The organism is Pseudomonas sp. PGPR N4 (genome assembly GCF_059693665.1).
The window spans coordinates 26258-40526 of sequence record NZ_JCAUKV010000001.1 but is presented as its reverse complement, the minus strand read 5'-3'; the positions used below and the strand labels follow the sequence as shown (position 1 = coordinate 40526).

The following is a 14269-nucleotide window of genomic DNA, read 5'->3' as shown; positions in this document are numbered from 1 at the left end:
CTTTGTGCGTAGGAATGACACTGTAGGGCACAAAGGCCAGCACTGACTATCTCCCGTTGCAGGAGATCGGCTGCATCAGGACGCGGCCGGCGACTGCGCCTGTTAACGCGGTCGCGAACAGCCAGGCCGGCGGCGTATGCCACTGGCTGGCAGTCTTGCAGCGCTGTATGAATCGAGGGGCCGCTGCGCGGCCCTATCGCGACACAAGGCCGCTCCTACAGGGGCCGCGTTGTGTCGGCGATCAAGGGGCTAATCCAAAACGCTCAATCACCCGAAACCAGAATCGAGGAACGCCCCGGCCCACCCCGCCGCCGCGTAACCGCAACCAGCAAGATAAACGCCGTAACCCCAGCAGTCATCAACGTCTCATACCGATAAGCATCACTGAGCAGCATATACCCCAGCACCATCACAATCGTCCCGATCACCAACCAGGTCAGCCACGGGAACAGCCACATTTTCAGTTCCAGCACAGTCGCCAGCCGATCCGCCCGCCCACGCATGCGCAATTGTGAAATCGCAATCACCAGATACACGAGCAAAGCAATCGCCCCGGTTGTGGACAGCAGGAAGCCAAACACCTTCCCCGGGAACACGTAGTTGACCAGACACCCGACAAAGCCCGCCAAGGTCGACAACAGCACCGCTACCGTCGGCACGCCATTACCCGACACACGCCGCACCATAGCAGGCGCCTCCCCCCGCGAAGCCAGCGAGTAGAGCATCCGTGAAGCCGTATACAACCCGGAGTTCATGCAACTGGTAACCGCCACCAGCACCACCAGGTCGACCACCAGTTTCGCCCCCGGCACATTCAGCACCTCAAGCGCCCGCTGGAACGACCCCACCGCCTTCAACGCAGGATCGTTCCACGCCACCAGTGACACCACCAGGAAGATCGACGCGAGATAGAAGATGCCGATGCGGTACACCACTAGGTTGGTTGCCCGGCGAATCTTGTCTTTTGGATTGGCCGTCTCATCCGCTGCAATGGTCACGATCTCGGCGCCAAAGAACGAGAAGATGGTGATCAGCACCCCACCCAGCACCGTGCCGAAGCCGTTCGGCATAAACCCGCCGTTCGCCCACAGCTGGCTCACACCGCGTGTCTCGGCCAATGGCCAGAAACCCAGCACCGCCATCGTGCAAACAACGATGAATGCCACAATGGCGATCACCTTGATCAAGGCGAACCAATACTCGAACTCACCAAAGTTCTTCACGCTGATCAGGTTGGTGCACGACAACACCAACATGATCAGAAATGCAAACAACCATGACGGCACGTCAGGGAAATACGCATGCAGGATGTCTGCCCCGGCAATCGCCTCGACCGGAATGATCAGCACCCAGAACCACCAGTACAGCCAGCCGATGGTAAAGCCAGCCCAAGGCCCGATCGCCTCACTGGCATAGGTCGAGAACGAGCCGCTGTTGGGGTTGGCGATGGCCATCTCACCGAGCATGCGCATCACCAGCAGCACCAGCAAGCCGGTCATGGCGTAGGAGATCAGAATCGCCGGCCCGGCCGTGGCGATTGCGTTGGATGAGCCGATGAACAACCCCGCGCCGATGATCCCGGCGATCGAAATCATCGACACCTGACGCGAGGTCAGACCATGTTGCAAGGACCGCTGTTTCTTGTTTTTTAGCGAAGCCATGGAAAACCCTCGAGTGGGTCGGCCGCCGCTCGGGCGGCTGAACTTGGAGCAGAATTCGTACAATGCAAACGTGCATCTAGTTGTTGTTCTGTACGTACCGAGGCAGGCCTTTTGGTTATCCAGACCTACCCGGCCGCGATCATTGATCCACGTCAGTATTGATCTTTGGTGGAGCCCCAACAAACGACCTTTTTGCAGCACATGATTCCGCAAGGGAATGAACTCATGCCGAGATGACCTGACCGATCGGCCAAAAAATAAAAACCATCAACCACCTTGAGCCGGCGGTTTACGCAACGGTGCAAGTCACCGCTGAAAATTCAGGAATCAGGGGAATGACCGCAATCGAATTATTCGTTTGTGCGTGGGCGATCAAAGCGCTTGGATAGTCAGCAAAATCGAACAAGGTACGCGTGCCCCCATGAATCAGGAAAGTATCAGCCAGTCCATTTCCATCGTTCACCCCATCACACTTTCCCATGGCCTCAATGCGCATGTCTGGGATACCGACGGTAACGGCTATATCGACTTCGTCGGCGGCATCGGCGTGCTCAACCTGGGCCACTGCAACCCGGCAGTAGTTGCAGCGATTCAACAGCAGGCCGGTCGCTTGACCCACTATGCGTTCAACGCTGCCGCCCACGGCCCGTACCTGCAACTGATGGAGCAACTGAGCAGCTTTGTGCCGCTCAGCTACCCCATGGCCGGAATGCTTACCAACAGCGGCGCGGAAGCTGCCGAGAACGCCCTGAAAGTCGCCCGCGGCGCCACCGGCAAGCGCGCGATCATTGCCTTCGACGGCGCCTTCCACGGCCGCACGCTGGCCACGCTCAACCTCAATGGCAAGGTCGCACCATACAAGCAGCGGGTCGGCGATTTGCCGGGCCCGGTCTATCACCTGCCCTACCCCAGCAATGACACCGATGTCAGCTGTGAACAGGCGCTCAAGGCCCTGGACCGGCTGTTCAGCGTCGAACTGGCAGTGGAGGACGTGGCTGCTTTCATTCTTGAACCGGTGCAGGGCGAAGGTGGCTTCCTCGCGCTTGATCCGACGTTCGCCCAAGCCCTGCGGCGCTTCTGCGATGAGCACGGGATTCTGTTGATCATCGACGAGATCCAATCCGGCTTCGGCCGTACCGGGCAGCGTTTTGCCTTCCCGCGACTGGGGATCGAACCCGACCTGCTGCTGCTGGCAAAAAGTATGGCCGGCGGTATGCCGCTGGGCGCAGTAGTGGGTCGCCGGGAGTTGCTCGCAGCGTTGCCCAAGGGTGGCCTGGGCGGCACCTATTCAGGCAACCCGATTGCCTGCGCAGCGGCGTTGGCCAGCCTGGCGCAGATGACCGATGCCAATCTGGCGACCTGGGGCGAACGCCATGAGCAAGCCATCGTCGGCCGCTATCAACGCTGGAAGGCATCAGGGCTGTACCCGTCACTGGGTCGTTTGACCGGGGTCGGCGCCATGCGTGGCATCGAACTGGTCAATGCCGACGGCACGCCAGCCCCGGCGCAGCTGGCCAAACTGCTGCAAGCGGCGCGCAGCAAGGGGTTGCTGCTGATGCCCAGCGGCAAGGCGCGCCATATCATTCGCCTGCTGGCACCACTGACCATCGAGGCAGAGGTGCTCGAAGCAGGCCTGGATATCTTCGAGCAGTGCCTGGCCGAGCTGGGTTGAGGCTTACAGGCCGAGCTCTTGCGGGGTGAGCATGTCGGACTCGAAGGCGATCCAGCCGCCTTCGAGTTCGGCGTGACCATTGACGATCGGGCCGTAATAAACCAGGCCGTTCTCCAGCGTCACACAGATGTGCGTGGCAGGTTTTTCCGGGGCCGCCAGTGCAGCGACGAAATGCACCTTCTTCAAGGTCTCGGTCACAGCCTCGATGCCAACCCGCATGTTGACGTTCTCCGATGCTTCAGTGTCGCCCCCGCGGTCTTCGCTGCTGACGGTGATGGTGGCGATGTACGGAAACTTGTTCAAGCGACTTGCCTCATGGGTTGGGATCGGCGCGCGGGCACCGGGGGCGCATAGGTTACGGCAGCACGCGGCGCCGCGCGAGTGGCAGACGACCGGATGTGTGCGGGCGCCAGCGCGCATGGCCGAAAAAGCGCCGATCTGTTAGGGTGCCCGCCGATGCACGCCACACCACACGAGGACACCGCGTGAGCGCTGAACAACCGATGACCGCCGACCTGTTCGAGGTCGACAAACGCCTTTCCCTCAAGCCCGTCGTGGACTTCAACAGCTACCTGCGCAACGCCTTCGGCGACGGCGCCTGCAGCTGCTACCGCTGCGTCGAAGGCGCAGGCGACGAGAGCAACTACAGCCACCGCCACACCTTCGAGCTGGAAGGCCGCACGCTCAACCGGCGCTTCGCCAACACGGCGGGCAGTGATGTGCTGCAGTACCTGAAGAAGGCCTGGCTGTCGTACACCAAGACCGACATGCAATTGCTCGGCGAGCTCGACCTGGATACCGTCAAAGGTTTCACCGACCCGGCCTTGCATCAACGGCTGCTGGCACTGCTACCGGCCAGCGGCCTGGCGCGCGAAGTCGACGGCAAGTGGCAGTTGCAGGCTCAGGCCGACTGACACCGTTCCTCGCATAGCCGGCCATTGGGCTAGCAGGCGGCGTGCCGTCTGCTACCGTGGGAATACCCCTCCCGCGCATTCACCTCAGGTGACTGACCATGGCCCGCACGACCCCCATCGAGCTGTACCGCAATATCGGCATTGTCGCCCATGTCGACGCCGGCAAGACCACCACTACCGAACGCATCCTGTTCTACACCGGCGTCAACCACAAGATGGGCGAGGTGCATGACGGCGCGGCGACCATGGACTGGATGGCGCAGGAACAAGAGCGCGGCATCACCATCACCTCAGCCGCCACTACCGCCTTCTGGCAGGGCTCGACCAAGCAGTTCGCCGACAAGTTTCGCTTCAATATCATCGACACCCCCGGCCACGTTGACTTCACCATCGAAGTTGAGCGCTCGTTGCGTGTGCTCGACGGTGCGGTCGTGGTGTTCAGTGCGGCCGACGGGGTCGAGCCACAGTCCGAGACGGTCTGGCGCCAGGCCAACAAGTACCATGTGCCGCGCCTGGCCTACATCAACAAGATGGACCGCCAGGGTGCGGACTTCTTGCGCGTGGTCAAGCAGATCGACAAACGCCTGGGCCACCACCCCGTGCCGATTCAGCTGGCGATCGGCAGCGAAGAAAACTTCATCGGCCAGATCGATCTGCTGAAGATGAAAGCCATCTACTGGAATGACGCCGACAATGGCGCCAGCTACCGCGAAGAGGACATCCCCGCCGAGTTGCAGGCACTCGCCGACGAGTGGCGTGCGCACTTGGTCGAGGCGGCCGCCGAGGCCAACGACCAGTTCATGGAGCTGTATCTGGACGGCCAGGAGCTGAGCAACGAGCAGATCAAGGCCGGCCTGCGTCAGCGCACCATCGCCAATGAAATCGTGCCGACCGTACTCGGCTCGTCATTCAAGAATAAGGGCGTGCCGTTGATGCTCGACGCGGTCATCGACTACCTGCCCGCCCCCAGCGAAATACCGGCCATCAAAGGCACCGACCCGGACCACGACGACCGGCCGCTGGAGCGCCACGCCGACGATAATGAGCCGTTTTCGGCGCTGGCGTTCAAGATCGCCACAGATCCGTTCGTAGGCACGCTGACCTTCGCGCGGGTCTACTCCGGCATCCTCAGTTCGGGCGATGCCGTGCTCAACTCGGTCAAAGGCAAAAAGGAACGGGTCGGCCGTATGGTGCAGATGCACGCCAACCAGCGCGCCGAGATCAAGAACGTCTGCGCCGGCGACATCGCCGCGCTGATCGGCATGAAGGACGTCACCACCGGCGATACCTTGTGCGACCTGAACAAGCCGATCATCCTTGAGCGCATGGACTTCCCCGACCCAGTGATTTCGGTGGCGGTCGAGCCGAAAACCAAGGCCGATCAAGAGAAAATGGGCATTGCCTTGAGCAAGCTGGCCCAGGAAGACCCGTCGTTTCGGGTCAAGACCGACGAAGAAACCGCACAGACGATCATTTCCGGCATGGGCGAGCTGCACCTGGACATCATTGTCGACCGCATGCGTCGCGAGTTTGGCGTCGAGGCCAACATCGGCAAGCCGCAGGTCGCCTACCGCGAGAAGATCCGCAACACCTGCGAAATCGAAGGCAAGTTCGTCCGTCAATCCGGTGGCCGCGGCCAATACGGCCACTGCTGGATCCGCTTTGCGCCAGGCGAGGAAGGTAAAGAGGGCCTGGAGTTCATCAACGAGGTGGTCGGCGGGGTCATACCGCGCGAGTACATCCCGGCCATCCAGAAGGGCATCGAAGAGCAGATGCACAATGGCGTGTTGGCCGGCTATCCGCTGATCGGCCTCAAGGCGGCAGTATTCGACGGCTCCTACCACGATGTCGACTCCAACGAGATGGCCTTCAAGATCGCGGCGTCGATGGCCACCAAGCAACTATCACAGAAAGGCGGCGCGGTATTGCTGGAGCCGGTGATGAAGGTTGAAGTGGTCACCCCCGATGAATATCAGGGCGACATCATCGGCGACCTGAGCAGGCGCCGCGGCATGATCCAGGAAGGGGAAGAGACGCCGGCCGGCAAGGTGATCCGCGCCGAGGTGCCGTTGGGTGAGATGTTTGGCTACTCGACGCAGATGCGCTCGATGACTCAGGGCCGGGCCAGCTACACCATGGAGTTCACCAAGTACGGTGAGGCGCCGGCCACTATCGCCGAGGCGATCATCAAGAAGAACACCGGCAACTAGGCCAGCGGGTTGTTATGCCTGAGCCGCGCATCCACGCCGGCCCAGGCATGATCGATCAGTGCTGGGCCCCTGCCCGCTTGAGCAGCTTCTTGCAGCGCTCGGACAGGTGCACAACACGCAGATGCTTGCCGGCCTTGCTGTAACGCTCGCGCAAGGTTTGCAACGCCGCCACCGCCGAGTAGTCGACAAAGCTCAGGTGCTTGCAATCCAGCGTCACCCCATCAGGGTCCTGCGTGGGCTCGAACTGGTTGAGGAACGCCGCCGTGGAAGCAAAAAACAGCGTGCCGTGTACCTGATAGTGCTTGTTGCCATCACTATCGACATGGCTGTCGGCGTACAGCTCGCGGGCATGCTGCCAGGCGAAGTTGATCGCCGCAAGGATGATCCCGAACAGCACCGCCATGGCCAGGTCGGTGAATACCGTGACCACGGTCACGGCAATGATCGCCAGCACATCACTGACGGGTACCTTGTGCAACACCCGCAGTGAGGCCCAGGCGAAGGTCTGCTGGGCCACCACGAACATCACCCCGACCAGTGCCGCCAGCGGTATCCGCTCGATCAGTGGTGACAGGAACAACACGAACAGCAGGATCATGCCGCCAGCCACTACCCCCGACAGCCGCCCACGGCCATTGGAGCTGAGGTTGATCATGGTCTGCCCGATCATCGCGCAGCCACCCATGCCACCGCACATGCCCGAGACCATGTTGGCCGCGCCCAGGGCCACACATTCACGGTCTGGAAAGCCACGGCTCTCGGTGATTTCGTCGGTGAGGTTAAGGGTCAGCAGGGTTTCCAGCAGGCCGACCATGGCCATCAGCAGCGCATAGGGGGCAATGATTTTCAGCGTGTCAAGCGTCCATGGCACCTGCGGCCAAGCCAACTGCGGCAGGCCGCCGGCGATATGCGCCATCTCACCCAGGGTCCTTGTCGGCAGATCAAGCAGATACACCAGCAGGCCGACGCCGAGGATGGCCACCAGCGCCGGCGGCACGCTGCGGGTCAGGCGCGGCAAAACATAGACCACCAGCATGGTCAACGCTACCAGGCCAATCATCAGGTACAGCGGGGTGCCACTGAGCCACTGCTCGCCACTTTTGAAATGCTCGAGCTGGGCCATGGCGATGACGATGGCCAGGCCATTGACGAAGCCAAGCATCACCGGGTACGGCACCAGCCTTACGAGCTTGCCCAAGCGCAGCACGCCAAACACGATCATCAGCAACCCGCCCAGCAGCACCGTTGCCAGCAGGTATTGCGCGCCGTGCTGTACCACCAGCGCGACGATCACTACCGCCATCGAGCCGGCCGCGCCGGAGATCATCCCCGGCCGGCCGCCGAACAGCGCTGTCAGGGTGCAGATGATGAAGGCGCCGTACAAACCCATCAGCGGGTTGAGATGGGCGACCAAGGCAAAGGCGATGCACTCGGGTACCAGGGCGAAGGAAGTAGTCAGGCCGGCGAGAAGATCGGCGCGTAGTCGGGCGGGTTTCATGGGCTTCCTGAGATCAGTCAATCTGTGCAGGCGCTGGCATCTGGGCGTGCAGCGAGCGGGGGCGCGATGTTACGTAATTTGTCCGGGGGCAACCACCTGTGCGTGGCGACTGAGCGCATTTGACTCAGGTTGTGATCCTCATCCGGCATAACCGTGACAAATTTGCCATCATGTCTGTTCAACCTGCGGAGAACTCCAACATGCTGCTACGCCCCCTGCTCGCTTCACTGCTGCTGGCTACCAGCCTTGGCGCCCAGGCCGCCACCGAAGTGCTGCCCTTGCAGCACCGCAGCAGTGCCGAGCTGCTGCCCACCGCGCAGGCCTTTATTGGCAAGGAAGGCAGCGTCAGCGCCTTCGAGAACAAGCTGATCGTCAACGCCAGCCCCGAACGCATTGGCGACTTGCGCGCGCTGCTGCAGCAACTCGACAGCAAAGCCAAGCGCTTGCTGATCAGCGTCGACAACAATGACAGCAACTTTCAGGACAACCGTGGCAATGCTCGGGTGATTCGCTACGGCACCAGCAACCGGGAGGGCGGCCTGCAGCAGATCCAGGCCAGTGACGGCCAGCCGGCGCTGATCCAGGTTGGCCAGAGCGTGCCGATCACCAGCAGCAGCACCGACGGCTACGGCCGCGTGCAGAGCAACACTGAATATCGCAATGTGACCCAGGGTTTCTATGTCACACCCAGCGTCAGCGGCGACACGGTGCGGCTGGCAATCAGCAGCAATAATGATCGAATGAGCAGCGAACGTCCCGATGTAGTGAAAGTGCAGAGCACCGACACAACCGTAACCGGCAGGCTTGGCGAGTGGATTACTTTGGCCGGGTACAACCAGCAGAGCCAGGCTGAACGGAGTGCGTCAAGCCACAGTTACAGCACGCAACGCGGAGAAAACCTGACTTTGCGTGTCAGAGTCGACCTTCTCGACTGAACCCAGGCAATTCGAGGCTTCGACCAAAGGCCTTGAAACTGACTGTGGAGTCGCATTAGACCAAAGATGTAGTAGACCCAGAAAAGCACTACAAAACATTTGACAGGCACTTTTTGACAAGGGCATGATGGCCTCGCTCCCGCTAATCAGAGGCCCTGGCAAGGGTCTTCGAGGCGCGCTCCGGCTACCCCTGGAGGCGTCTCGTGTCTACACGGCCCACAAGGCGGTTCGACCGGATTGCGACTGCAACGAGAAGTTGTCCCGAGGGACGGAAGCGCATCACCGCAGTCACCAGGCAAATCCTGTCGCGCCACAGCAAGGCATCCACGAGCCGACCTGTCGCCGCACCTTGCCCGAGCTGCGCCCTCCTTCCCCTTCGAGCCTTGGCGTTCGCCGTCGTACCTCCTTCGAACAGGACAGCCGTCAGGCGCTCTGATCCGCGACTTTTGAGCATCAGCACCACAACTACCCCAAGAATGATGCGACGAGGTTTTAATCACATGGCACTGACACGCGAACAGCAAATTGCAGCCCTCGAGAAAGACTGGGCCGAGAACCCGCGCTGGAAAGGCGTGACCCGTACCTACTCCGCCGCCGATGTCGTTCGTCTGCGTGGCTCGCTGCAACCGGAGCACACCCTGGCCCAGGTTGGCGCAGAGAAACTCTGGAAGCTGGTCACCCAAGGTGCCCACCCGTCCTTCCGTCCGGACAAGGACTTCGTCAACTGCATGGGAGCGCTCACCGGCGGCCAGGCAGTGCAACAGGTCAAAGCCGGCATCCAGGCTATTTACCTGTCCGGCTGGCAGGTTGCCGCCGACAACAACTCGGCAGAGTCGATGTACCCCGATCAGTCGCTGTACCCGGTTGACTCGGTGCCGACCGTGGTCAAGCGCATCAACAACTCGTTCCGCCGTGCCGACCAGATCCAGTGGAAAGCGGGCAAGAACCCGGGCGACGAAGGCTATGTCGACTACTTCGCGCCGATCGTGGCCGACGCCGAAGCCGGTTTCGGCGGCGTGCTCAACGCCTACGAGCTGATGAAGAACATGATCGAAGCGGGCGCCGCAGGCGTGCACTTCGAAGACCAGCTGGCCTCGGTGAAAAAATGCGGCCACATGGGCGGCAAGGTACTGGTACCGACCCAGGAAGCTGTACAGAAGCTGGTGGCTGCGCGCCTGGCTGCTGACGTTGCGGGCGTACCGACCATTATCCTGGCCCGTACCGACGCCAACGCCGCCGACCTGCTGACCAGCGATTGCGACCCGTACGACCAGCCGTTCGTGCTCGGCGAGCGCACCCGTGAAGGTTTCTATAAAGTACGCGCTGGCCTCGATCAGGCAATTTCGCGTGGCCTGGCCTACGCGCCGTATGCCGACCTGATCTGGTGCGAAACCGCCAAGCCAGACCTGGACGAAGCCCGCCGATTTGCCGAGGCGATCAAGAAGGAATACCCGGACCAGCTGCTGTCGTACAACTGCTCGCCGTCGTTCAACTGGAAGAAGAACCTCGACGACGCAACCATCGCCAAATTCCAGCGCGAGCTGTCGGCCATGGGTTACAAGCACCAGTTCATCACCCTGGCCGGCATCCACAACATGTGGCACGGCATGTTCAACCTGGCGCATGACTATGCGCGCAATGACATGACCGCCTACGTGAAGCTGCAAGAGCAGGAATTCGCCGATGCCAGCAAGGGCTATACCTTTGTTGCGCACCAGCAGGAAGTCGGCACTGGCTACTTTGACGACATGACCACCGTAATCCAGGGTGGCGCTTCGTCGGTGACAGCGCTGACCGGCTCGACCGAGGAAGAGCAGTTCCATTGAGGTAGCGGTTGGTTGATGGAATGAGCAGGCCCAGGCTCCCGGTGAGGGAGCCTGGGTTTTTTTATGACTAGCGAGAAAGGGCCGACCAGCCGCCAGGCAGCGTATGAGCAAAAAACCTGATCAGGTCTATGCTCCCAGAAGCGATCAACCCGCCCCAGTACTCACCAGACCATTGATCCAGAGCGGGGCAAACCGTTTAAAAAGCTGCTAGAACGAGAGCCCTTCGCATTTGCAACAAAAAAGCAACGCCAGCAACTTTGCAAGCATCAGACCAAGTAAAATGAACCGCACCACTCCAAACGATATTAATTATCATTACGCAACTTGCATTCCGTTACATGATGCAGGAAACATAATTAACAAAACCAGCCGCAATGCCCGAAAATCAAGGCTTTCAGCCAGTTACAATCGGTTTTTGTAGTTAAACCGAAGAATTAATTTGCCATAGAAATTTTACTTGCTCTTGGTTTACCCATAAAATCAGCGCGATTGATTCAGCTGCGACATTTGGTCACTGCACCCGCGACACCGCGTCGCCGCGTTACTTATTTCAGACTGCAGAGCTGGGTCTCTGTATAAGGATTTCTAGCATGTCGGATTCAGCAGGACTCATCGCCCACAACTGGGGCTTTGCCATCTTCCTTCTGGGTGTCGTCGGCCTGTGCGCCTTCATGCTCGGCCTGTCCGCCCTGCTCGGCAGCAAAGCCTGGGGCCGCGCCAAGAACGAACCCTTTGAATCCGGCATGCTGCCTACCGGCGGGGCGCGCATGCGCCTGTCGGCAAAATTCTATCTGGTCGCGATGCTCTTCGTGATCTTCGATATCGAAGCCCTCTTTCTCTTTGCATGGTCTGTGTCCGTCCGCGAAAGCGGCTGGACCGGATTCGTCGAAGCACTCGTTTTCATAGCAATTCTGTTGGCAGGTCTTGTCTACCTATGGCGCGTCGGGGCCCTCGATTGGGCTCCCGAAGGTCGTCGCAAGCGGCAAGCGAAGCTGAAACAATGAGGCTTTGGCATGCAATACAATCTCACCAGAATCGATCCGGATGCACCCAACGAGCAATATCCGGTCGGTGAGCGGGAAACCGTTACCGATCAATTGCTCGAAGACCAGGTCCACAAGAACATCTACATGGGGAAACTCGAAGATGTGCTTCGTGGTGCGGTCAACTGGGGTCGCAAGAACTCCCTGTGGCCGTATAACTTCGGCCTGTCCTGCTGCTACGTGGAAATGACCACGGCGTTCACGGCACCCCACGACATCGCCCGCTTCGGCGCCGAAGTCATCCGGGCCTCGCCGCGTCAGGCCGACTTCATGGTCATCGCCGGTACCTGCTTCATCAAGATGGCGCCGATCATTCAGCGCCTGTACGAGCAGATGCTCGAACCAAAATGGGTCATTTCCATGGGTTCGTGCGCCAACTCCGGTGGCATGTACGACATCTACTCGGTCGTTCAGGGGGTCGACAAGTTCCTCCCCGTGGATGTCTACGTACCCGGCTGCCCGCCACGCCCCGAGGCGTTCCTGCAAGGCTTGATGCTGCTGCAGGAATCGATCGGGCAAGAACGACGTCCGCTCTCCTGGGTAGTAGGCGATCAAGGCATTTACCGTGCCGAGATGCCTGCCCAGAAAGACCTGCGTCGTGAACAGCGTATTCAGGTCACCAACCTGCGCAGCCCCGACGAAGTCTGATCCAGCGACCTGCCGCCCGCTCCCCCTGGAGCCGGCGGCCTGGCTTCATTCTCTACGTTGACCGAAAGCGACCGAGACCATGACAGCGGACACCGCTATTTATATTCCGCCTTACAAGGCTGACGACCAAGATGTGGTCGTCGAACTGAACAACCGCTTTGGCGCCGACGCCTTCGTCGCCCAGGAGACCCGTACTGGCATGCCGGTGCTGTGGGTCAAGCGCGCCCAACTCAAGGAAGTGCTGGCGTTTCTGCGCAACGTGGCCAAGCCGTACAGCATGCTGTTCGACCTGCACGGTGTCGACGAGCGCCTGCGCACTCATCGCCGCGGCCTGCCTGCAGCTGACTTCAGCGTGTTCTACCACCTGCTTTCGGTAGAACGTAACAGCGACGTGATGATCAAGGTCTCGCTCAGCGAAGGCGACCTCAACCTGCCTTCGGTGACCGGTATCTGGCCAAATGCCAACTGGTACGAGCGTGAAGTCTGGGACATGTTCGGCATCGACTTTGCCGGCCACCCGCACCTGACCCGTATCCTGATGCCGCCGACCTGGGAAGGTCACCCGTTGCGCAAGGACTTCCCGGCGCGCGCCACCGAATTCGATCCGTTCAGCCTGACCCTGGCCAAGCAGCAGCTTGAAGAAGAGTCGGCGCGTTTCAACCCGGAAGCCTGGGGCATGAAGCGTCAGGGCGCCAACGAGGACTACATGTTCCTCAACCTGGGCCCCAACCACCCGTCTGCGCACGGTGCCTTCCGGATCGTCATGCAGCTGGACGGTGAAGAGATCGTCGACTGCGTGCCGGACATCGGTTACCACCACCGTGGCGCCGAGAAGATGGCCGAGCGTCAGTCCTGGCACAGCTTCATCCCCTACACCGACCGTATCGACTACCTCGGTGGGGTGATGAACAACCTGCCGTACGTGCTCGCGGTCGAGAAGCTGGCGGGGATCCAGGTGCCGCAGAAGGTCGACGTGATCCGCATCATGCTCGCCGAGTTCTTCCGCATCACCAGCCACCTGCTGTTCCTGGGAACCTACATCCAGGACGTCGGCGCCATGACCCCGGTGTTCTTCACCTTTACCGACCGCCAGCGCGCCTACACCGTGATCGAAGCGATTACCGGTTTCCGCCTGCACCCGGCCTGGTACCGCATCGGTGGCGTCGCCCACGACCTGCCACGCGGCTGGGAGAAACTGGTCAAGGACTTCGTCGACTGGCTGCCCAAGCGCCTCGATGAGTACAACAAGGCCGCCTTGCAGAACAGCATCCTCAAGGGCCGGACCATCGGCGTTGCCGCCTACAACACCAAAGAAGCCCTGGAATGGGGCGTCACCGGTGCCGGCCTGCGTTCCACTGGCCTGGACTTCGACCTGCGTAAAGCGCGGCCATACTCCGGCTACGAGAACTTTGAGTTCGAAGTGCCGCTGGCCAACAACGGCGATGCCTACGACCGCTGCATGGTCCGCGTCGAAGAGATGCGCCAAAGTATCCGCATCATCGACCAGTGCATGCGCAACATGCCGGAAGGCCCGTACAAGGCGGATCACCCGCTGACCACGCCGCCGCCGAAAGAGCGCACCCTGCAGCACATCGAGACCTTGATCACGCACTTCCTGCAAGTCTCGTGGGGCCCGGTCATGCCGGCCAACGAGTCGTTCCAGATGATCGAAGCGACCAAGGGCATCAACAGTTACTACCTGACGAGCGACGGCGGCACCATGAGCTATCGCACCCGGATTCGTACGCCGAGCTACCCGCACCTGCAGCAGATCCCTTCGGTGATCAAAGGCAGCATGGTCGCGGACATGATCGCGTACCTGGGCAGTATCGACTTCGTTATGGCTGACGTGGACCGCTAAG

At 60.6% G+C, this 14269-nt stretch carries 11 protein-coding genes; 8 read left to right on the top strand and 3 right to left on the bottom strand.

Going from position 1 to position 14269, the window contains the following annotated elements; all coding sequences use genetic code 11:
* Positions 1-263: 263 nt before the first annotated feature.
* Positions 264-1661 carry an amino acid permease gene (locus AC58X1_RS00195; protein WP_497428747.1) on the bottom strand — a complete coding sequence of 466 codons (1398 nt, stop codon included), beginning with the start codon at positions 1659-1661 and terminating at the stop codon, positions 264-266.
* A gap of 421 nt (positions 1662-2082) precedes the next feature.
* Between AC58X1_RS00195 and AC58X1_RS00190 the strand changes: the two genes are divergently transcribed.
* Entirely contained in the window at positions 2083-3333 is a 1251-nt protein-coding gene (locus AC58X1_RS00190; protein WP_101318404.1) for a 2-aminoadipate transaminase, read from the top strand.
* 3 nt (positions 3334-3336) lie between these two features.
* On the opposite strand, the gene AC58X1_RS00185 is transcribed toward AC58X1_RS00190, so the two are convergent.
* On the bottom strand, positions 3337-3636 hold the full coding sequence (locus tag AC58X1_RS00185) for a hypothetical protein (protein ID WP_101318402.1): 300 nt from the start codon (positions 3634-3636) through the stop codon (positions 3337-3339).
* Between the two features lie 182 nt (positions 3637-3818).
* On the opposite strand from AC58X1_RS00185, the gene AC58X1_RS00180 reads away from it, so the two are divergent.
* Both AC58X1_RS00180 and fusA read left to right on the top strand, forming a co-directional pair.
* Positions 3819-4247, top strand: coding sequence for a hypothetical protein (locus AC58X1_RS00180; protein ID WP_101318400.1), 429 nt, complete (start codon positions 3819-3821; stop codon positions 4245-4247).
* 98 nt (positions 4248-4345) lie between these two features.
* Positions 4346-6457, top strand: a complete 2112-nt coding sequence (fusA, locus tag AC58X1_RS00175) for an elongation factor G (RefSeq protein ID WP_101318398.1) — start codon at positions 4346-4348, stop codon at positions 6455-6457.
* A 55-nt stretch (positions 6458-6512) separates the two neighbouring features.
* Here fusA and AC58X1_RS00170 read toward each other — a convergent pair whose 3' ends face one another.
* Complete coding sequence (locus AC58X1_RS00170; protein ID WP_497428059.1) at positions 6513-7955, bottom strand: SulP family inorganic anion transporter; 1443 nt, start codon at positions 7953-7955, stop codon at positions 6513-6515.
* Positions 7956-8155: 200 nt separating this feature from the next.
* Here AC58X1_RS00170 and AC58X1_RS00165 point away from each other — a divergent pair, with 200 nt between their 5' ends.
* From AC58X1_RS00165 to nuoC, 5 genes are all read left to right on the top strand, one after another.
* Positions 8156-8890 carry a secretin GspD/PilQ domain-containing protein gene (locus tag AC58X1_RS00165; RefSeq protein WP_497428058.1) on the top strand — a complete coding sequence of 245 codons (735 nt, stop codon included), beginning with the start codon at positions 8156-8158 and terminating at the stop codon, positions 8888-8890.
* Between the two features lie 500 nt (positions 8891-9390).
* Positions 9391-10716: an isocitrate lyase gene (aceA, locus tag AC58X1_RS00160; RefSeq protein ID WP_101318394.1), complete on the top strand. Its 1326-nt coding sequence runs from the start codon at positions 9391-9393 to the stop codon at positions 10714-10716.
* Positions 10717-11306: 590 nt separating this feature from the next.
* Positions 11307-11720, top strand: coding sequence for an NADH-quinone oxidoreductase subunit A (locus tag AC58X1_RS00155; RefSeq protein WP_101318392.1), 414 nt, complete (start codon positions 11307-11309; stop codon positions 11718-11720).
* Between the two features lie 9 nt (positions 11721-11729).
* Positions 11730-12407: an NADH-quinone oxidoreductase subunit B gene (locus AC58X1_RS00150; protein ID WP_101318390.1), complete on the top strand. Its 678-nt coding sequence runs from the start codon at positions 11730-11732 to the stop codon at positions 12405-12407.
* Between the two features lie 79 nt (positions 12408-12486).
* Positions 12487-14268, top strand: a complete 1782-nt coding sequence (nuoC, locus tag AC58X1_RS00145) for an NADH-quinone oxidoreductase subunit C/D (RefSeq protein ID WP_101318388.1) — start codon at positions 12487-12489, stop codon at positions 14266-14268.
* The last annotated feature ends 1 nt before the right edge of the window (position 14269 follow it).